This window comes from Flavobacterium kayseriense, assembly GCF_014305095.1.
GTDB classification, from domain to species: Bacteria; Bacteroidota; Bacteroidia; order Flavobacteriales; family Flavobacteriaceae; genus Flavobacterium; species Flavobacterium kayseriense.
In genome coordinates this window covers 371,329-392,905 of sequence record NZ_JACRUI010000002.1, presented here as the reverse complement: position 1 = coordinate 392,905, position 21,577 = coordinate 371,329, and the positions used below count along the sequence as shown (strand labels likewise).

Sequence of the window (21,577 nt, the reverse complement as noted above, 5' to 3'; positions counted from 1 at the left end):
TTTTAAAAATTGTTATTTACTAAAAAACCAGTAATTTGTACACTTATATTTTAAACTATTATTAAATTTGTAACCTTATATTAATAAAACAACAATATGTATCATTCAAAAATTGCGGGGTTAGGATTTTATGTTCCTTCCAATGTTGTCACCAATGATGATCTAACAAAAATCATTGATACAACTGACGAATGGATTCAGGAAAGAACAGGGATTGAGGAGAGAAGACACATTATCAGAGGAGAAGATACAACTACATCTATGGGAGTTAAGGCTGCCAAAATTGCAATTGAACGTTCTGGTGTAGCCAAAGAGGATATTGATTTTGTAGTTTTTGCTACACTGAGTCCAGATTATTATTTTCCTGGTCCGGGAGTATTGGTACAACGTGATTTAGGATTAAGAACTGTTGGAGCTCTTGATGTTAGAAATCAATGTTCAGGTTTTGTATATGCAGTTTCTGTTGCAGATCAGTACATTAAAACTGGAATGTACAAAAACATCCTAGTTATTGGCTCTGAGGTACATTCAACAGGGTTAGATATGACAACTCGTGGACGTGGCGTTTCTGTTATTTTTGGAGACGGAGCTGGTGCAGCTGTATTGAGCAGAGAAGAAGATTTGACTAAAGGAATACTATCTACGCATTTACATTCAGAAGGGCAGCATGCTGAGGAATTAGCACTTATTGCACCAGGAATGGGAGCGAGATGGGTTTCGGATATTATAGCAGATAATAATCCAGACGATGATAGTTACTTTCCGCACATGAACGGACAATTTGTGTTTAAAAATGCTGTTGTACGTTTTGCTGAGGTCATTAACGAAGGATTGGAAGCTAATAATTTAAAGGTTTCTGATATTGATATGTTGATTCCGCATCAAGCGAATTTGAGAATTTCGCAGTTTATCCAAAAGAAGTTTGACTTGAATGATGATCAAGTATACAATAATATTCAAAAATACGGTAATACGACTGCAGCCTCAATACCAATTGCTTTAACTGAAGCATGGGAACAAGGGAAAATTAAATCTGGTGATACCGTGGTTTTAGCTGCGTTTGGAAGTGGATTTACATGGGGAAGTGTTATCATCAAATGGTAATTTATTCCATTTAATAAAAATATATTTTTTCGCATAGTATAGAACCCGAAGTCATAATGGCTTCGGGTTTTTCTTTGTTAAAGCACAAACTACAGTTGTAGTTTAGATGTAAAAATAATTTTATCAAATAGAAAATGGAGGTGGTTTAGGGTCTGCTTAGTTTAATTTGTTCGGCTAAGAAGAATACTAAATCGCTATTTTACATGGGTGAATTAGTAAAAACTAAAATTTTAATTTTTTTGAAACCATAAAACAGTTTTTTGCGGACATATTAGTTAATTAGAATTATCTTTGCACTTCTAAAATTATATTCATGACATTACCAGAAATTCTTACACCTTCTATTGAGAAAGCAATTCAGGCTTTATTTGACGTAGCTATTGACAAAGTCGAATTTCAAACTACTCGGAAAGAATTTGAAGGAGATATCACGATGGTTATTTTTCCTTTATTGAAAGTAATCAAAAGTAATCCTGTAGAATTAGGAAATAAAATAGGGAACTACTTAGTCGAAAACCTTGACGAAGTAAGCAGATTCAATGTTGTGTCTGGTTTTCTAAATATAGTAATAGCAGACACTTATTATTTGAACTTTTTTGACGGGATTAAGGACAATGATAAATTTGGTTTTGTGACTCCTAATCCTGAGGATAAAGCGGTTATGGTTGAGTATTCATCCCCAAATACAAATAAGCCTCTGCATTTAGGTCACGTTCGTAACAACTTATTAGGATATGCTGTTGCCGAAATTATCAAAGCTTCTGGTAAAAAAGTATACAAAACACAAATTATCAACGATCGAGGAATTCATATTTGTAAATCGATGTTGGCTTGGCAAAAGTTTGGTAACGGAGAAACACCTGAATCAACTGGACAAAAAGGAGACAAGCTAGTAGGTAACTATTATGTGGCATTCGATAAAGCCTATAAAGAAGAAATTGCTCAGTTAATTAGCGCTGGTAAAACAGAAGAAGAAGCTAAAAAACAAGCACCAATTATAATTGAAGCTCAAGAAATGCTTCAAAAATGGGAAGCGGGAGATGAAGCAGTAAAAGCACTTTGGGCCAAAATGAACCAATGGGTTTATGATGGCTTTGCTATTACTTATAAAAATTTAGGCGTTAATTTTGATAAATATTACTACGAGAGCAATACCTACTTATTGGGTAAAGATGTTGTGAATATTGGACTTGAGAAAGGGATTTTTGAAAAAGATCCTGATGGTTCCGTATGGATTGACCTAACGGACGAGGGTTTAGATCGAAAAATTGTCTTGCGTTCAGATGGGACTGCGGTTTACATGACACAAGATATAGGTACCGCTATTCAGCGCGTAAAAGATATGCCTGATGTAGGTGGAATGGTTTATACTGTAGGGAATGAACAAGACTATCATTTTAAAGTATTGTTTTTAATCTTGAAAAAGTTAGGTTTTGATTGGGCTTCTAGCTTGTATCATTTATCATACGGAATGGTTGATTTGCCTTCTGGGAAAATGAAAAGTCGTGAAGGAACTGTAGTTGATGCTGATGATTTGATGCATGAAATGACGAGCACAGCTCAGAAAATCTCTGAAGATTTGGGGAAATTAGACAGTTACTCCGAAGAGGAACGAGCACAATTATACAATACAATTGGTCTTGGTGCCCTTAAATATTACATTTTAAAAGTAGATCCTAAAAAACGAATCCTGTTTAATCCGGAAGAATCAGTAGATTTTGCAGGAAATACAGGTCCGTTTATTCAGTATACTTACGCAAGAATACAGTCAATTATTCGTAAAGCTAATTTCGATTTTTCTGCTATTTCAGGAATGGTAACTCTGCACGAAAAAGAGAAAGAATTGTTGAAACAAATTGAATTATTCCCAGAAGTAATTCAAAATGCGGCACATAATCATAGTCCTGCTTTGTTAGCAAATTTTACCTATGATTTAGTTCGTGAATACAATTCGTTCTATCAAGCAGTACCTATTTTGGGAGAAGAAGATACAAGCAAAAAAATATTTAGAGTTCAGTTATCTAAAAAAGTTGCGGATGTTATCGCAGCCTCTTTTGGTTTACTTGGAATCAATGTTCCAGAACGCATGTAATGTCGCGAGCATTTTAACTGTTTAATGTTTTAGAGTGAGTACAACAAAAACGTATTTTTTTCAATCATTTTGGATTCTACTTCTAGCAACTTTTTTTTTCATCGGAATTAAGGAGGTTTTACCTAAAAAACTTTTTTCCGATAAAGAGACGGTTACTAAAAATGTTCTAATTGACAGTATGTTAATAGATGCTCTTAAAGCGGATAAAGAGTTAGGAGAAATAGGAACAACTGGCGAAGCTATTTCTGTGGATACTATAGATTCTGAAAGTAGCATAAGTCAAAATCCACCAGCTGCTAACACTACGGGTCAGGGTTTTGTTTTTATGGAAGACTCTTATGATAGTTACAGTGGTTTGCAATACCTTTCTGCATTTTACGAAAAGTTATATCAACTTGAAACCAATCGTAAAGGGAAAGTTCGCGTTGCTTACTACGGCGACTCAATGACTGATGGCGATTTTATTGTCCAAGATTTTCGCGCCAATTTTCAAAATAAATTTGGTGGTCAAGGCGTTGGATTTGTTGCGATTACTTCAGAGTCGGCTTCTGCCCGTACTTCAGTAACACACCAGTTTTCTGAGAATTGGAAAATGCAATCGTACCTTAATGTTAAAAATCCAATTCGGCCTTTTGCCGTCAATGGTCACGTTTTTTTTGCTAATGATACGATTAATGCAACTTGGGTAAAATACAAAGCGGGAAAAAGTAAAAACACTTCACAATTAAACAATCCAACATTATTCTATGGTAGTGCTGCAAATCAAAACGGCTATATTTCCTATCAAATTAAAAACGATACCATTGCTAAAAAGTTAAGTCCCAATACAATTTTAAATACGATGCAGTTGTCACCAAATAATTTGCAATCACTTAATATTGGGTTTAGAAAAGCAAAATCTATTCCCTTTTACGGACTTAATTTTGATGACGGAAAAGGTGTGCATGTAGATAATTTTTCGCAACGAGGTAATTCTGGAATTCCAATTTCTAAATTTGATGTTACTCTAATGAATGCTTTTCAGCAAAAGTTAGGATACGATCTTATAGTTCTTCACTACGGAACGAACGTTTTAAAATATGGAACATTAGATTTTGGTTGGTATGATAAAAGTATGACACGGACTGTAGAGCGTTTGCAAAAAAGTTTTCCAGGTGCTGCTATTTTAGTTGTTTCTACTGCAGATAAAGCTACAAAGTATGATACAGCAATGAAAACAGACTCGGCTGTGGTACCATTAACTCGATCACAAAAGAGTTATGCTATCAAAACTAAATCGGCTTATATTGATTTGTATAAATTAATGGGAGGTGAAGGTTCAATGGCTAAATGGGTAGAGCAAGATTTACCTCTAGCTAACAAGGATTACACGCATTTTAACTTTAGAGGCTCAAAAAAAATTGGTAGCATGTTGTTCCATGAATTAGATAGAGGATATGAAAAATACAAGCTTTTACGGGAGCAAGCAAAAATGTCTTCTCGAACTAACAGTCTCGTTAAAAGAAAGGCAGATACTTTAATGAGTAGGAAAAAAAGTGTAAATGGGCTATAAATTATATGTACTAGTACTACTAGGATTGATGCCATTTAAAGGATGTTCTCAAACAAATGACACAGCTGAAACTATGGATGTAATCGCAACAACGGAGACAATTCCTGTTTCTGAAAGTAATTTTGATAAAATTGAGAACGCTAATGAACTAGCTTCATTTTTTGCTAAATTAAAAAAGTTAAAAAATGATAAGAGAGGGAAAATAAATATTGTACATATTGGTGATTCTCATATTCAAGCCGGCATAATGACTGCTGAAATTCGGAAGAATTTACAATCTTACTTTGGTAATGGGGGTAGAGGATTTATTTTTCCACATAATTTAGCCAAAACTAATGGAGATGCTGATTTTAAATTTTCATCCAATGTTTTGTGGAAAAGTTACCGAAATATCTATCCTGAAAAAGGAGATGAAATAGGGCTTAGTGGTATTTTGTTTAGTACTAAGTCTAAAAAATTAGTACTTCAATTGAACGCTAAAGAAGTTTCTAATGCATTCAATACTATAAAAATATTTACTCCTGGGAATCGAAATTTATTTGAGGTTGCTACCTCTAAACAACAAGTTGTTGTAAAGGCGGCCGCGCCTAAAGTGATACTTCATAAAATTAAAAAAGGCGAAACGATCTCAGAAATTGCTGAAAAGTACAGTCTGAGTATTTCACAAGTTAAGAGAGCAAACGGATTAAAGTCAGATCGAATCACATTTGGGAAAACTTTAAAAATCCCAACAAAGGAAACGACTTCAGTTGATAAAACTATATACTCATTTATGTCATTGCCCTTGTTGAGTACAAAGAACTTTCACTATTATCAAACTGCCGATGCCCTAAAAACGATCTACCTATTACCAAATAAGGAGGAACAAGATTATGTTTTGAGCGGCATAATTTTAGAAAATGATAAGCCAGGAATTTTGTATCATAATTTAGGTGTAAACGGCGCTAAGTTTTCAGATTATAATAAATATCCTTTGTTTTTTGATCAACTAAAAGGACTGCAACCCGATTTAATTGTAGTCTCTTTTGGTACTAATGAATCCTATGGTAAGTTAAGTAACGCTGAGTTCATGCAGCAATTAGAGCTGTTTGCTCAAAACATAAAGAGGACCAACCCTAATTCTCCCATTTTAGTACTGACGCCTCCACCCTCATTTCTAGCAAATCATAAATTGAATACCATCGTAGACGGATATTGTAAAGAGATGAGTAAAGCTGCAATTAAAAATCAATACGCTTTTTATAACTTTTATTCTTTATTAGGAGGAATGAATGGTGTAGAACAGAACTTTAGAAGTGGTATAATTGCAGCCGACAGAGTACATTATACTGTAAAAGGATACCAATTGCAAGGCAAATTAGTGTCAGACGAAATTATACAATCATTTCATAATTATAATAAGTAGAAGTACGTGGATTTTTTATTTGAATTACAAAAATGGTTTATGGATTCCTATGGACAAATCACAATTGCTGAGGTAGGAAACTGGTTTACCTACAATCCGAAAGAACCTATCTTATTCAATACACCTTTCTTTTTAGGGATTTTTTTAGTTTTCTATCCGCTCTATATATTGACTACAAAAGCAAGCACGCGAATGTATCGCAATGTTTATGTTTTTGCTTTTTCATTATTTTTCTACTATAAATCTAGCGGAATTTATTTCTTCTTACTACTGTTTTCTGGAGTGATTGATTTTACGCTAGCCAAATTTTTGTATCAAGAGACAGATGAGCGCTTTCGTAAATTTTTTATAATTCTTAGCGTCATATTTAATTTGGGATTCTTAGGTTATTTCAAGTACTCTAATTTTATGATAGTTAGTTATAATGGTTTGTTTGATGGAGATTTATCGTTACAAAACATTATTTTGCCTGTGGGGATTTCATTTTATACTTTTCAATCAATGAGTTACATTATTGATATTTATAGAAGAGAACTAGAGCCTACTAAGAACTTTTTTGATTACATGTTTTTTGTGTCGTTCTTTCCACAACTAGTAGCGGGACCTATTGTAAGGGCGTCTGAATTTATTCCGCAAATTTATAAAAAAACTACGCTATCTCGAACAGATGTTAATAATGCCTTGTTCATGATTATTGGGGGACTGATCAAGAAAACAGTGGTGTCTGATTATATTTCTCTCAACTTTGTAGACCGTGTTTTTGATGCACCAAAGAGTTACACCGCTTTTGAAAATTTAATGGCAGCTTATGGCTATACATTGCAAATCTATTGTGATTTTTCTGGGTACTCAGATATGGCTATAGGGATTGCTTTATTAATGGGCTTTAAATTGTCGACTAACTTTATTACACCATACAAGTCAGCTTCAATAACGGAGTTTTGGAGAAGGTGGCACATATCCTTATCGACTTGGTTGCGCGATTATTTATACATCACAATAGGAGGAAATCGTTCAGGCTCAGTTGCCGGATTTTTATTTCCAACATTGTTTTTTAGTGGTTTGATAGGCTATGGTTTACTTATTTTTGCCACTAGTCCTGTAGTTTTTGTTATCGGTGTAATCGCTTTAATCGTTTTTATATTAACAATTTTGTTTTCTAAGAATTCAGAGAAAACAATGTACACTAACGTCAATATGATGACGACCATGTTACTAGGTGGTTTCTGGCATGGCGCTAGCGTTCGCTTTATTGTTTGGGGAGCCTTGCACGGCTTGGCACTGGCTATTAATAAAGTTTTTGCAGAATATTTTCCAGATAAAAAAGAGGGTAAATGGACCATTGGTAGAGGATTCTTTCATGTTGTTTCAGTACTAATTACTTTTAATTTTGTTGCTTTTAGTTGGATTTTCTTTCGTGCAGGCACTTTTGATGTGGCGTTAGATGTATTGAATTCGATACAGCAAGTGACGTTCGATCCAGCACAGTGGTTGGTTATTATACAAGGATATGAAAATGTGTTTATAGTAATGCTTTTCGGTTTTGCATGGCACTTTTTACCAACTCAGGTAGTTGATTTTAATAAAGTTATTTTTGATAAAATGCCTATTGTTTTTAAAGCTTTTACTTTAGCAATGACATTTTGGGTAGTTTATGCAACAGCTACTAGTGGGCCACAGCCTTTTATTTATTTTCAGTTTTAAACCAGAAGAATTCAAAGATTGAAAATCACCTTTATTTTGAGAGGAAATAACAAAGTTTTAAAGATCAAAATCTTGTGTCTCTAATCCTTTGTATTATATTTGCAATTCCTAAAACAACAATTACATGTTTGATAATTTAAGCGATAAACTAGACAAAGCCTTTCATATATTAAAAGGGCACGGAAAAATAACAGAAGTAAACGTAGCTGAAACGCTCAAAGAAGTGCGTCGTGCTTTGCTTGATGCCGATGTGAACTTTAAAATCGCCAAAGATTTTACTGCTAGAGTAAAAGAAAAAGCAATTGGTCAAGATGTTTTAACGACGCTACAACCAGGTCAGTTATTAGTGAAATTGGTTAAAGATGAATTAACTGAATTAATGGGTGGTGATGTTGCTGGAATTAACTTGCAGGGAACACCATCTGTAATTTTAATGTCTGGTTTACAAGGATCAGGAAAAACTACTTTTTCGGGTAAACTTGCAAATTATCTTCAAACCAAAAAAGGAAAGAAACCTTTGTTAGTAGCTTGTGATATTTATCGTCCAGCGGCTATTCAGCAATTATATGTTGTAGGAGATTCTATAGGTGTTGAAGTGTATTCAGAACCAGAAAATAAAAATCCAGTTGAAATTGCTCAAAACGCGATCAAACACGCAAAGGCAAACGGATTCAATGTAGTAATTGTCGATACAGCAGGTCGTTTAGCTGTCGATCAAGAAATGATGGATGAGATTGCTCGTGTTCATGATGCGATCAAACCACAGGAAACATTATTTGTTGTGGATGCAATGACTGGTCAAGATGCCGTAAATACAGCAAAGGCTTTCAACGATATATTGAATTTTGATGGAGTAATCCTAACCAAATTAGATGGTGATACTCGTGGTGGAGCTGCCTTATCGATTAAATCGGTTGTTAATAAACCAATTAAATTTGTAGGTACAGGAGAAAAGATGGATGCTATTGATGTATTCTATCCTGTGCGTATGGCAGAGCGTATCTTAGGAATGGGAGATGTTGTTTCCTTGGTAGAAAGAGCACAAGAGCAATTCGATGAGGAAGAAGCGAGAAAGATTCAAAAGAAAATTGCTAAAAATGAGTTTGGTTTTGATGATTTCTTGTCACAAATTCAGCAAGTGAAAAAAATGGGTAACATGAAAGACTTAGTCGGAATGATACCAGGTGCATCTAAAGCAATGAAAGATGTAGAAATAGAAGATGATGCTTTCAAACATATCGAAGCGATTATCCACTCTATGACACCAATTGAAAGAAGTAAACCTTCTGTAATTGATGTGAAGAGAAAAAACCGAATAGCAAAAGGTTCTGGAACTAAAATAGAGCAAGTTAATCAACTGATGAAACAGTTTGATCAAATGAGTAAGATGATGAAAATGATGCAAGGCCCGGGCGGAAAAAATCTAATGAAAATGATGGGTGGCATGAAAGGAATGCCAGGCGGAATGCCGAAATAATAGTTTTAAGGTTTAAGATTTCTTCACGAAATTTTAAACCTTAAATTTTTACTATGAATTTGAACAACAACTATATGGTTTTAGGTTATGAAACAAGAGTAGCGAAAACAACTTTTGGGATGTGATTTAAAACGTTTAACTAAAACGAAATGCAACTACTAGACGGAAAAAAAACAGCAGAAGACATCAAGAGCGAAATTGCGATTGAAGTTGAAAAAATGATTAAAAACGGTGAAAAGGTACCTCATCTTGCAGCAGTTATTGTTGGAAACGATGGGGCAAGTTTAACTTATGTAGGAAGTAAAGTAAAAGCATGCCAGAGAGTAGGTTTTGAATCGACATTAGTAAAAATGCCAAGTACTACCTCTGAAACTGAATTATTAAAAAAGATCAAGGAGCTTAACGAGGATGATGACATTGATGGTTTTATCGTGCAATTGCCTTTACCTGTGCAAATAGACGAACAAAAAGTTTTGATGGCGGTATGTCCAAGTAAAGATGTTGATGGATTTCATCCTGAGAATTTTGGAAAAATGGCTTTAGATATGAGTACATTTATTCCAGCAACACCTTTTGGGATTTTAGAACTATTAGAGCGCTACGGAGTTGAAACGCAAGGGAAGCACACCGTAGTTATCGGTCGTAGTCATATTGTAGGTCGTCCTATGAGTATTTTAATGGGACGAAAAGGATTCCCCGGTAACTCAACAGTGACATTAACGCACAGTTATACAAAGAATATCGCACAAATAACAACACAAGCAGATATTATTATTACGGCTCTAGGCGTGCCAAATTATCTAAAAGCCGAAATGGTTAAAGATGGAGCAGTAGTGATTGACGTAGGTATCACTCGTGTAGCTGATGAAACCGCTGAAAAAGGATATATCATTACGGGTGATGTTGATTTTGAACATGTAAGTAAAAAAGCGAGTTTCATTACACCTGTTCCAGGAGGTGTTGGTCCTATGACCATCGCCATGTTAATGAAAAACACCTTATTAGCTAGAGAAATGAAAATGGCTAAAATATAAATTGAAAGAAACCTACTCAGCCGAGTAGGTTTTTTTTTGCTGTATTAAATAAAACATAAAAAGTGACTTCATACGAATTGACGATAGAAATAAAGAATACTTTTGCATCACTAAATAAAGATTTTTATCTAATGGACGATTATTATTCGGGAATGTTTAATTAAGCATAGCTCTTGCTCAATTTCAAGTGGCTATACAATTACTATAGAATTTTGAAATGAGAGCTTTTTACAAAAACAATAACGGATTAGTTGCTGTACCAGAGTGGTTTCCCAATTGTTGGATCGATGTAGAATGTCCAACGGAAGCAGAAAAAAAGTATGTACTGGATGAACTCCAAATTCCAGAAGCATTTTACAATGATATCGAAGATATAGATGAAAGACCCCGTATCGAGGTCGAAAACGGCTGGACGTTAATCATCATGCGTATTCCTGTGAAAAGTAACGATGTTAAATTACCTTTCAATACTATTCCTGTAGGGGTTGTATTTAAGGAAGAAGTGTGTGTTACCATTAGCTTCCACAAAACGGAGATGCTGACTGATTTTGTTACTTATTCCAACAAAAAAAACATCGATATCAAAGATAATTTTGATCTCGTTTTGAGATTGTTATTGTCTTCGAGTGTTTGGTATCTAAAGTATCTGAAACAGGTGAATCAAAAAATCAAGCTTGCTGAAGATAATTTAGAGAAATCGATTAAAAATGAAGAGTTACAAGCGCTATTGCAAATAGAGAAATGTTTAGTATTTTTCATGACTTCATTAAAAGGGAATGATATCTTGTTGCATCGTATCAAAAATATAAAATCGCAACGTGTCAATTATGATATGGATTTGCTAGAAGATGTCGAGATTGAATTGCGTCAAGCGCAAGAAACTACGAACATATACAGCGACATATTAACCGGCACTATGGATGCTTACGCTTCAGTGATTTCAAATAATATGAATACTATCATGAAGCAGATGACTTCTATCTCTATTATTTTAATGATTCCTACTGTGATCGCTAGTTTTTACGGAATGAATGTTCCTAACGGTCTGCAGAATAATCCATTGGGATTGCTAATCATAATTTCGATTTCGATTCTTTTTTCTGTTTTTGGAGTTTTCTTATTTAAAAGGAAAAGATGGTTTTAAAAATAAAAAGCTGTAAATACAATTTACAGCTTTTTATTTTTACCTAATAATCTCCTTTTTTCTTGAAGCGAGGATCGTCTCTTTTTATAAATTCATTTCGTCGTTTTGGAGCTTCAGGTTTAGGTAAACTTGCTTCTTCTGTCTTGCTCGACGGTTCAATTAATTCGTTCAATTCCTTGATTTCAGCATCGGTTAAATCACGATAACGACCTACTGGAATATCTAGTGATATGTTAATGATTCGGATGCGTTTTAAGGCGGTCACTTCATAACCTAGGTACTCACACATTCTACGAATTTGGCGATTTAGTCCTTGGGTTAAGATGATTTTGAATGTGGTTGCGCTAATTTTCTCTACTTTACATTTTCTTGTAACAGTGTCTAAAATCGGTATTCCGTTGCTCATCTTGTCGATAAAACGGTCTGTGATAAGTTTGTTTACTGTAACCGTATATTCTTTTTCGTGATTGTTGCGAGCGCGTAATATTTTGTTGACAATGTCACCATCATTAGTCATAAAAATTAATCCTTCACTGGCTTTATCCAAACGACCAATAGGGAATATACGTGTGGGGTAATTAATGAAATCTACAATGTTGTAACGTACATCTAGATTAGTCGTACATTCTATTCCTGTGGGTTTATTAAATGCTAAATAAACTGGTTTTTCTTTCCTGTCATGGATTAGTTTTCCATCAATACGTACTTCGTCATTTGGAGAAACTTTTGTACCAAGTTCAGGAACGATACCATTGATAGTAACTCGTCCTTGCTCAATTATTTTATCTGCTTCACGACGGGAGCAGTAACCAGTTTCGCCTATGAATTTATTCAGCCGTTTTAAATTTTCTTCCATAATGCAAAAGTAATCAATTTGAGAATGAGATTAGGCGTTGGTACTAGAAAAGTGATGGTGTTGTTGCGCGTGAGGGATAGCAGCGGCATCTCCTGCTTTACAAAACAAGGCGCTAGCCGTAGGTTTTGTTAGCGGGAATATAGCGGATAGCTCGACCGTGGCTCATTTTTTTTATGAGGCAGGGTCACGCCCAAATTTAAATCAGTGGTGTGATTGAAATAAAAACTGGCAAACTTGCTCGTACAGATCTTTACTGTGCATACTATGACCTAAGCCATTTGTTTCTATGAAAACTGCATTTTTCCAGCTTTCGGCTATTTTTTTTCCTTCTGTAAATGAGACTACAGTGTCATCAATGTCGTGAGCGACTAATCCTTTTGTCTTGATGTTTGAAGCAAAGTGTTTTCCTGAAAACTGATCTAGGGTTAGGTTGAAATTATTTATATAATGTGCTTCAAGTCCTCTAGCTATAATCGAATTTAGACTTAGCATTTTTATGTAGTTATTCAGAATTATTTTGAAATCACTTGGAGCACCTAAGATCACCATTTTTGATATAAGATCGTTTTGGTAATGTGATTGATAATATAAACATGTTTTACCTCCCAATGAATGACCAATGAGGTAGGAGGGATTGAATTTTTTAGCTAGTACATCAATATAAGCTGCGTATTGCGGAATATTAAATTCTTTTCCGCTGGATAAGCCGTGAGCTGGAGCATCGATCGCTATTATAGTGCTACCTGATTTTTGTAAGTAGGGTAGTAGTTCTTTCCATCTTGATGCATTACTTTCCCATCCATGGACGAGTAGTATGACAGTGTCATTGCCTTTCCAAGTGTAAGTTTGAAATTGAACGTCATCATGAATATGCGTTTCTTTTTCTGTCTTAAGTAAAGATTTTGGAAGACTCTCATTAGTTAACCTTCCATCTCTAGGTTCGCTAAATAAGGCATAAGCTAGCTTTGTAGCTTTATTAGGGGCAATAAAACTTAGGAGGTTTACGTAGAGACCTACGGTTTTGGTAAAAAGGAAATAGATGGTTTTTTTCATAATAAAAAAGTCCCGATGTGGATCGGGACTTAAATATAATTAAAATTTAGAGAATAAATTTTCCATTTTTTCTTTTTCTTCATCAGCTAGCATACTGTCTACTAGTATTCGACCTGAATGCTCATCTATGATGATTTTTTTTCTTGAAGCAATTTCCACTTGTGTTTGTGGAGGGATAGTGAAGAACGATCCTGCAGATGCACCTCTTTCAATAGATACTACTGCTAAACCGTTACGTACGCTAGAACGAATTCTAGTATAGGCAGTTAGTAAACGCTCCTCTATTAAAGCTTGGAATTCAGCAGATTTCTCTGTTAAAAATTCTTCTTCCTTTGCTGTTTCTGCCATGATAGCATCCAATTCCAGCTTTTTATGCTTCAAGTGATTAGATTTTACTTCTAATCTTTCTTTAGATTGAGAGATAACTTCTTTCTTGTGTTCAATAGAAGCTTTCATTTCTTTCATTTGCTTTTCAGCTAATTGAATTTCTAGCTCTTGGAATTCAACCTCTTTAGTTAAGGAGTTGAATTCTCTATTGTTACGAACTGTTTCTTGTTGTTTTGTGTATTTTTTGATAGCCTCTTTGTGATCGTCAATGCTATTCTTTTTTCCTTTAATCAGGTCCTCGATTACCTCAAGTTCACTTTTTAATTTTTCAGAACGTGTGCTTAAACCAGCAACTTCATCTTCTAGATCTTCCACTTCTAGAGGTAGCTCACCTCGTACATTTCTAATTTCGTCAATTCTAGAGTCAATTAGCTGTAAATCGTAAATTGCTCTTAACTTGTCCTCAACACTCAATTCTTTCGTATTCGCCATATTCTATAAGTACTTAACTGGATTTGTATTTTCTTCAGATAAAATGATTGCAAAATTAAGGATTTTTTTCCGAAGAAAATCAACAATATAATTTTTTGTATAGCGTTCGCTCTCAAAATGTCCAATATCTGCCAAAAGTAGCTTGTTTTCGGCCTCATAAAACTGATGATACTTTAAATCTGCGGTTAAAAAGACATCGGCTCCAGCCTGAATTGCATTTTTTATAGCATAACTTCCAGATCCTCCTAATACAGCAACCTTTTTTATAGGTTTTTCCAAAAACACGGAGTGTCTAATTCCGTCTGCTTGCATTTTATTTTTAACGTGATTTAAAAATTCAGTCCCATTCATTGGAGTTGCTAATTCGCCTATCATGCCAAGGCCAATGTTTTGATGAGAATTTTGCATTACATAAATCTCATAAGCCACTTCCTCGTATAGATGCGCAGTAAATAGTGCTTTTAAGATTTTAGATTCTAAATGTTTTTCAAAAATAACCTCTATTTTTATTTCTTCGCCTGTATGCAGTTTTCCTTTTTCTCCTATTAACGGATTACTGAGTTCGTTACCTTTATAAGTAAAAATTCCATTAGAGCTAAAACTACAATTGTCATAATTGCCTATATTTCCTGCTCCTGCTTCAAAAAGTGCGGTACGAATTACAGCAGCATTTTCAGGAACGGTGTAAGTCACTAACTTATGAATAAAGTTGAGTTTTGGGATCAGAACCTTAGTATTTATTAGTTCCAGAGCATTACAAAATATTTTGTTTACTCCGTCCTTATGATTATCCAAGGCAGTATGAACTGCATAGATGGCAATATCATTTTTTATTGCTTTAATAATAGCTCGTTCCACGTAGTTTTTACCGGTAATCTTTTTTAATCCAGAAAAAAGGATTGGGTGAAAACAAACGACTAGATTACAGTTTTGAGCAATGGCTTCGTCGATTACATTCTCTAGCGCATCATGACATACAAGTGCTCCTGTAGCTATAGCTTCTTGGTCCCCCACTAGTAAGCCAACGTTATCAAAATCTTCAGCATATGCCAAAGGGGCCATCTCTTCGAGTACTGCTATGATCTCTTTAATTGTATACATGCTATAAATTTAGATTTATTTTTTACTTCGATCTCGAGTTTGATCTGGTGAACAAATTAACGAATAAACAAATCAACTTTAAAATAAAAAATATACTTTCGTATTATGAATGTACTTAGAAAAATACTATTCCCCTTTAGCATCCTATACGGAATCGTTACTGCTATACGGAATTATCTTTTTGATACCGAAGTTTTAAAATCATACTCTTTTGCTGTACCAACTATAGTGGTAGGTAATTTAAGTGTAGGAGGAACGGGGAAATCTCCGCAAATTGAATATTTGATTCGGTTGTTATCTCCGCATTATAGAGTAGCCACTTTGAGTAGAGGTTATAAACGGAAATCAGAAGGCTTCGTCTTGGCAGATGCTAATGCTACTGCTGCAACCTTAGGTGACGAGCCTTATCAATTCTTTAGTAAATTTAAATCCGTTCAAGTTGCTGTCGATGCCAACCGTAAAAATGGAATAGAAAAATTGCTTGAGCAAAAAACTAAACCCAATATTATATTACTCGATGATGCGTATCAGCACCGTAGGGTAAGGGCGGGCTTGTATATATTGCTTACTACTTATAATGATTTGTACTGTGATGATTATATGTTACCAACGGGTAATTTACGAGAAAGTAGGAGCGGTGCTAATAGGGCTAAGATTGTGATCGTTACTAAATGTCCCAAAGACTTAGCAATCACGGAACAAGTTAAAATAAGAGCTAAACTAAACCTTGGCGAAAATCAAGAATTGTATTTTAGCTATATCAATTATGACAGTTTTGTTTTTTCAGAAAACTCGTCAATATCTAGAGAGTTGATTATAGGAGAGCCAAAGGTGCTTATCGCGGGAATTGCGCGACCGGATTCTTTTTTTAATTTTTTAAAACAAAAAGGTGATCTTTGCTTGTCGTTTCCCGATCATCATGATTTTACGAATTCCGATATCGAAGCGATTAAACTGAAGGCTGGAAACAAGATGGTAATTACTACCGAAAAAGATTATGTAAGACTAAAGGGTAGTTTGCCGGCAGAGCAGCTTTTTTACTTACCAATACAAAGTTCCTTTATTAGTGAAGGTGCTAAATTTAATAAAACAATTTATGAGTATGTGGGATAAAGTACAGGAAACAGTGCAGTTTATAAAGGCTAAAAATGATTTTAATCCTGAATATGGAGTTATATTGGGATCAGGATTAGGCAGTTTTACAGATGATATGGAGGTGGCTTTCACGTTGCCTTACAATGAGATACCTAATTTCCCAGTTTCTACAGTGCAAGGCCATAAAGGTGCATTAGTATTTGGAACTATTGGAGATAAAAAAGTGGTAGCTATGCAAGGACGGTTCCATTTTTATGAGGGCTATTCTATGGAGGAAGTGACTTTTCCTGTGCGAGTTATGAAATACTTAGGAATAAGTAAACTAGTTGTTTCAAATGCGTCTGGCGGAGTTAATCCTAATTATAAAGTAGGTGATATTGTGATAATCAAGGACCATATCAATTTTGCGCCAGAGCATCCTTTACGTGGGAAAAATGAAGAGCGATTTGGTCCTCGTTTTGTAAATATGAGTGCGCCTTATTCTCGAAATATGATAAGCAAATCGAAAGAGCTTGCTTTAGAATTAGGTGTTAAAGTACAAGACGGTGTTTATTTTGGTTTACAAGGTCCTACTTTTGAAACTTTGGCTGAATATAAAATGGTAAAAATTCTTGGTGCAGATTGTGTGGGAATGTCTACTGTTCCAGAGGTTATTGTAGCACGCCATATGGATGTAGAGACTTTTGGAGTGTCTATCATTACTGATATGGGGAACGAGGAAAGCATCGATACAATATCACATGATGAAGTACTGGAAGCGGCTCAAAATGCAGAACCGAAAGTTAGAGCTTTAATCAAAAGCTTAATATTAAACTATTAGTTTGTGACTAGATTTCGCAACAAGGCAGCGTAGAATTCTTCTGGAACAAATGGTTTTGTCACAACATCGTTCATACCGAAAGAGAGTAGCATTTCTCTGTTTTCATCTAATGAGATAGCGGTTAAGGCAATTACGGGGATTTGAGTATTAAATTCCCGTATTTTCTGTGTGGCTATGGTTCCATTAATTCCTGGTAAATGTACATCCATTAAAATTAAATCATATTTATTGTTTTTCACAGCATTGATGCTGTCTTCGCCGTTGTCTATTACTTCACAAATTACTCCCTTGCTTTCAAGCATTTTCGTGGTAATCATTTGATTGATCTTATTATCTTCAACGATAAGTACTTTTTTATTGGCTAGTGAGCTAAAGTCGTACGCTATTTTATTTTCTTTTATTATGTCTTTGTTATCATTTGCTTTAAATAACAGATTAAAAGAAAAAAGTGATCCCACTCCCACAGTACTTTTTAATTTAATGCGACCTCCTAGTAGATTCGTTAACTTTTTGACAATAGTAAGTCCTAATCCGGTTCCGCCATATTTGCGATTAATTTCAATAGAACCTTGCGCAAAACTTTCAAAAACAGTTTCTAATTTATCTGCTGCTATCCCTATTCCGTTATCCTGTATTTCAAACGCAATTAGCATATTTTCTTCTTGAAAAGAAACTAGTTTAGCTGAAATATTTACACTTCCGTTTTTTGTGAATTTTAAGGCATTGTTAATTAAATTCATGAATATTTGAGAGAGTTTAGTAGGGTCACCCAAAAGATCTTCAGGAATTGAATCATCAATAACTAGCTCTAATTTGTTATTGTTTTTTATAGCTACCTCTTTTAACGAGTTTTTGATATCAAGTAATAACTGTTTTAGATTGAAAGGGATGTTTTCTACTTCGACTTTATTCGATTCGATTCTATTTATTTCTAAAATATCGTTTATAAATGTTGTTAGATAATTACCTGAAAATTGCAAAGATGATAAGTAATGCAGTTGTGATTTTTTTGGATTTTCTTCCAGGAGTAAATGCGTAATACCATTTATGGCATTCAAGGGAGTTCGTAATTCATGACTAACAATAGAGAGAAACTCAGATCGAGCTTGGGAAGCTTTTTCTGCTTTTTCTTTGGCTGCAATAAGTTCCTTGTTCTTTTCCTTTAAGAGTAAATTTGTTTTCGTTCTAATAATGTTGTTTTTGTAAAGCGACAAGCTCAATAAAGATAAAATTGAGATAAGTGCGATAGCTAAAATATTGATTAATTTAAAAAATTTACTGGTTTTTTCGTCCTCTTTTCTTTCTTTTGCAATTTTTGCAATTTTATCTATTCTTTGTAATTCTTTAAAATTTTCGTAGTCATCAATGCCTAATTTTTCATTATTTAGTAGCATTAAACTTTCCTTTAGATTAAGGTGTTGTTTCAAGAATAGATAAGCGTTACTTTTGTCTAATTGCTTTTCGTAAGCGCTACTCATGGCGAGAAGTATTCTAGATTTCTGTTCTAAGTTCTCTATTTTTTTATTAATTTCGAGTGCTTTGTTGTAGTAATTCAAAGCAAGAATGGTGCGGTTGTTATGTTGTTCAATTAAGCCCATTTGGTATAACGCCTCGGCTTTTGTACTATCCTTTTTTGTAATAGTAGTATCGCTAATGATAGTGTTGAAAAGAAGGGCAGCTTCTGAAAATTGGTTTTCATTTCTAAGGATAATTCCCTTTTGAAGATTTATTACGTCTGCTTTTTTTTCCGTTTTTACTAGTTTGTATATAGTGCTGGCTTTATTGAAGTAATTTTTAGCAGCTTTGTAATTTAGCTTGTGCATTTCGGCTAAACCAAAATAGTAATAGGTGTCACCATATTCTACAGTGGGAGTAACTGATTCAAATAAAGAAATGCTTTTAGAAAATGTTTCAATGGCATCATTGTATTTTTGTAGGTCAAAATAAATTTTGCCTAATAAAAATGTTTGTGTTGCGTGAGCTCTAATATCGCCATTTTCTTCTGCATAATCAATAGCTTTTTGGGTGTAATAAAGAGCATTCTTGATCTTGTTGATTTGAATATTTGAAGTTGCTAAATCATTGTAATATACAAGACTATCTTTACTTTGAGAATAAAGAAAAGAAGTAAAAAAAGCAACAAAAACCCAAATGTACTTCATCCTAATTTTATTAGTTCGTTATTTTTTTGTCAATTCAATCAAATCAATTATTCTCGAGGAATACCCTATTTCATTGTCATACCAGCCTACCACTTTTACCATTTTATCAATTACAGAGGTCAATTGCGCATCAAATACACAAGAATTTCTATTTCCTATAATATCGACAGATACTATTGGATCTTCGGTATAATCAAGGATTCCTTTTAAACCGTTTAAGGAAGCATGTTTAAACGCTGCATTTATTTCTTCGATAGTGACGGCTCTCTTGACATTAAATGTAATATCTGTCAATGATCCATCAGGAACGGGTACTCGAATGCCACAGCCACCAATTTTCCCCTCTAATGTAGGAAAAATTTTTGTAATAGCTTTCGCTGCACCGGTAGTAGTGGGTACGATCGATTGACTTGCGCCTCGGGCTCTTCGTAAATCCTTATGAGGTTGATCATGTAAACTTTGATCCGTGGTGAACGAGTGTATAGTTGTAATATAAGCCTCTTTTATCCCGCAAAGGTCATCAATTATTTTAACCATTGGCGCTGCGTTGTTCGTTGTACAACTTGCGTTTGAGATAATAGTTTCACTACCGTCAAGTATATTCTCATTGACCCCTAGAACTACTGTTTTTATAGTGTCTACTTCAGATGGAGCTGATAATATTACTTTTTTGGCTCCTGCCAATATGTGTGCGTTTATCTCTTCAAAAGTTTTGTGTTTCCCTGTTGCTTCAACTACATAATCTATATCGATACCTTTCCAATCCAGGTTAGCTATGTTTTTTTCATGGAAAAAGAAAAAATGTTTTTCTTCCACAAAAATACCAGAATCATCTGTGGTAACTTTATAAGGTAGTACGCCATGAATACTGTCGTATTTCAATAAGTGGGCCATTGTCTTTGTATCGGCAATGTCATTAATGGCCACAACCTCTATAGTGGGATGGTTTAAAAGCAAGCGAAATAAATTTCGTCCAATTCTTCCAAAGCCATTTATAGCAATTCTTGTCATAGGTTTTAAGTCTGAAAATCTCATAACCTAAAGTCAGGAATTTAGGCCTTTCGACTTTCTGACTTTAGTGTCTTAGATTATAATATGTGTTTTTGTGCTTTGTATGAAGATCGAACTAATGGTCCGCTTTCGACATGACGGAAACCTAATTCTAGTCCGTATTGCTCGTATTTTGCGAATTGCTCAGGCGTTATGAATTCCTTTACCGGTAGGTGCTTTTTACTAGGCTGTAAATATTGTCCAATCGTTACCACATCAACATTAACTTCGCGAAGGTCTCTCATGGTTTGGAAAACTTCTTCTTCTTGCTCACCAAGACCAAGCATGATTCCAGATTTTGTTCTATTGATTCCCTTTTCTTTTAAGTAGCGTAAAACTTCAAGGCTACGATCATATTTAGCCTGTATACGTACTTCACGAGTAAGTCTACGAACGGTTTCCATGTTGTGCGAAACTACCTCTGGATTTGCGTCAACGATACGATCAAGGTTTCTTTCCATTCCTTGAAAATCAGGAATTAAAGTTTCTAGCGTTGTATTGGGGTTCATTCTACGAATCGCTTTTACAGTTTCTATCCATATAATCGATCCACCATCTTTTAAATCATCTCTGTCTACACTAGTAATTACAGCATGCTTGATATTCATTATTTTAATGGAGCGTGCCACTTTTTCTGGTTCATCCCAATCTACTGTTTCTGGTCGGCCAGTTTTTACGCCACAAAAACCACAAGAACGAGTACAGGTATTACCTAAAATCATAAATGTTGCTGTTCCTTCACCCCAACATTCACCCATATTTGGGCAACTACCAGAGGTGCATATAGTGTTCAAGCTATACTTATCGACAAGACCACGTAACTCAGTATATTTTTGTCCTATTGGGAGTTTTACTTTAAGCCATTTTGGCTTACTAGTAGGTAATTTATTTTCTAAAACAGTTTCCATAATTAAAAATTTCAATAGCACAAAGATACGGAAAGTGGAATTAAAATATAGACTTTAAAGGCTGAAGGTTTATCAAGGTTTTTTAGAATTACATCTTTTTTTTTATAAGGAGCTTATTCCAGCTATCCGCTATATGTCCTTTTATAGAACTGCGGTAAAAATCTTGTTCTATATAAACACGATGCCGCTGCTATCTGGGCT

17 protein-coding genes are annotated in these 21,577 nt (G+C 34.6%); 10 read left to right on the top strand and 7 right to left on the bottom strand.

All coding sequences use genetic code 11. From position 1 onward, the window contains the following. Positions 1 to 96: 96 nt before the first annotated feature. The 8 genes from H8R22_RS08085 (at position 97) to H8R22_RS08050 (ending at position 11,512) form a co-directional block, all read left to right on the top strand. On the top strand, positions 97 to 1,104 hold the full coding sequence (locus H8R22_RS08085; protein WP_187009949.1) for a 3-oxoacyl-ACP synthase III family protein: 1,008 nt from the start codon (positions 97 to 99) through the stop codon (positions 1,102 to 1,104). Between the two features lie 313 nt (positions 1,105 to 1,417). Continuing rightward, positions 1,418 to 3,196: an arginine--tRNA ligase gene (gene argS / locus H8R22_RS08080; protein ID WP_187009948.1), complete on the top strand. Its 1,779-nt coding sequence runs from the start codon at positions 1,418 to 1,420 to the stop codon at positions 3,194 to 3,196. A gap of 34 nt (positions 3,197 to 3,230) precedes the next feature. After that, the gene (locus H8R22_RS08075) at positions 3,231 to 4,748 is read left to right on the top strand and encodes an SGNH/GDSL hydrolase family protein (RefSeq protein WP_187009947.1); all 1,518 of its coding nucleotides are present in this window, start codon (positions 3,231 to 3,233) and stop codon (positions 4,746 to 4,748) included. Continuing rightward, positions 4,738 to 6,153 (top strand): GDSL-type esterase/lipase family protein, encoded by a 1,416-nt coding sequence (locus H8R22_RS08070; protein ID WP_187009946.1) that lies wholly within the window; start codon positions 4,738 to 4,740, stop codon positions 6,151 to 6,153. Before H8R22_RS08075 ends, H8R22_RS08070 begins: the two co-directional genes overlap by 11 nt. A gap of 39 nt (positions 6,154 to 6,192) precedes the next feature. Further along, positions 6,193 to 7,857, top strand: coding sequence for an MBOAT family O-acyltransferase (locus H8R22_RS08065; protein WP_187009945.1), 1,665 nt, complete (start codon positions 6,193 to 6,195; stop codon positions 7,855 to 7,857). 124 nt (positions 7,858 to 7,981) lie between these two features. Continuing rightward, entirely contained in the window at positions 7,982 to 9,334 is a 1,353-nt protein-coding gene (gene ffh, locus H8R22_RS08060) for a signal recognition particle protein (protein ID WP_187009944.1), read from the top strand. A 149-nt stretch (positions 9,335 to 9,483) separates the two neighbouring features. Next, the gene (locus H8R22_RS08055) at positions 9,484 to 10,368 is read left to right on the top strand and encodes a bifunctional 5,10-methylenetetrahydrofolate dehydrogenase/5,10-methenyltetrahydrofolate cyclohydrolase (RefSeq protein ID WP_187009943.1); all 885 of its coding nucleotides are present in this window, start codon (positions 9,484 to 9,486) and stop codon (positions 10,366 to 10,368) included. A gap of 217 nt (positions 10,369 to 10,585) precedes the next feature. After that, positions 10,586 to 11,512 carry a magnesium transporter CorA family protein gene (locus H8R22_RS08050; protein ID WP_187009942.1) on the top strand — a complete coding sequence of 309 codons (927 nt, stop codon included), beginning with the start codon at positions 10,586 to 10,588 and terminating at the stop codon, positions 11,510 to 11,512. A 43-nt stretch (positions 11,513 to 11,555) separates the two neighbouring features. Here H8R22_RS08050 and rluF read toward each other — a convergent pair whose 3' ends face one another. The 4 genes from rluF to H8R22_RS08030 form a co-directional block, all read right to left on the bottom strand. Further along, positions 11,556 to 12,368, bottom strand: coding sequence for a 23S rRNA pseudouridine(2604) synthase RluF (gene rluF / locus H8R22_RS08045; RefSeq protein WP_187009941.1), 813 nt, complete (start codon positions 12,366 to 12,368; stop codon positions 11,556 to 11,558). A 201-nt stretch (positions 12,369 to 12,569) separates the two neighbouring features. Continuing rightward, positions 12,570 to 13,421, bottom strand: a complete 852-nt coding sequence (locus H8R22_RS08040; protein ID WP_187009940.1) for an alpha/beta fold hydrolase — start codon at positions 13,419 to 13,421, stop codon at positions 12,570 to 12,572. A 39-nt stretch (positions 13,422 to 13,460) separates the two neighbouring features. Further along, positions 13,461 to 14,240, bottom strand: coding sequence for a zinc ribbon domain-containing protein (locus H8R22_RS08035; protein ID WP_187009939.1), 780 nt, complete (start codon positions 14,238 to 14,240; stop codon positions 13,461 to 13,463). 3 nt (positions 14,241 to 14,243) lie between these two features. Next, positions 14,244 to 15,341, bottom strand: coding sequence for a Nif3-like dinuclear metal center hexameric protein (locus tag H8R22_RS08030; RefSeq protein WP_187009938.1), 1,098 nt, complete (start codon positions 15,339 to 15,341; stop codon positions 14,244 to 14,246). A 105-nt stretch (positions 15,342 to 15,446) separates the two neighbouring features. Between H8R22_RS08030 and lpxK the strand changes: the two genes are divergently transcribed. Beyond that, positions 15,447 to 16,454: a tetraacyldisaccharide 4'-kinase gene (gene lpxK, locus H8R22_RS08025; protein WP_187009937.1), complete on the top strand. Its 1,008-nt coding sequence runs from the start codon at positions 15,447 to 15,449 to the stop codon at positions 16,452 to 16,454. Continuing rightward, on the top strand, positions 16,444 to 17,256 hold the full coding sequence (locus H8R22_RS08020; protein ID WP_187009936.1) for a purine-nucleoside phosphorylase: 813 nt from the start codon (positions 16,444 to 16,446) through the stop codon (positions 17,254 to 17,256). Before lpxK ends, H8R22_RS08020 begins: the two co-directional genes overlap by 11 nt. Here the strand turns inward: H8R22_RS08020 and H8R22_RS08015 are convergent. The 3 genes from H8R22_RS08015 to lipA form a co-directional block, all read right to left on the bottom strand. Next, on the bottom strand, positions 17,253 to 19,418 hold the full coding sequence (locus H8R22_RS08015; RefSeq protein ID WP_187009935.1) for a tetratricopeptide repeat-containing hybrid sensor histidine kinase/response regulator: 2,166 nt from the start codon (positions 19,416 to 19,418) through the stop codon (positions 17,253 to 17,255). The two genes, H8R22_RS08020 and H8R22_RS08015, sit on opposite strands and share 4 nt — an antisense overlap. Before the next feature lie 18 nt (positions 19,419 to 19,436). Continuing rightward, positions 19,437 to 20,429, bottom strand: a complete 993-nt coding sequence (gene gap / locus H8R22_RS08010) for a type I glyceraldehyde-3-phosphate dehydrogenase (RefSeq protein ID WP_187009934.1) — start codon at positions 20,427 to 20,429, stop codon at positions 19,437 to 19,439. Positions 20,430 to 20,506: 77 nt separating this feature from the next. Next, positions 20,507 to 21,376 (bottom strand): lipoyl synthase, encoded by an 870-nt coding sequence (gene lipA / locus H8R22_RS08005; RefSeq protein ID WP_187009933.1) that lies wholly within the window; start codon positions 21,374 to 21,376, stop codon positions 20,507 to 20,509. Between the last annotated feature and the right edge of the window lie 201 nt (positions 21,377 to 21,577).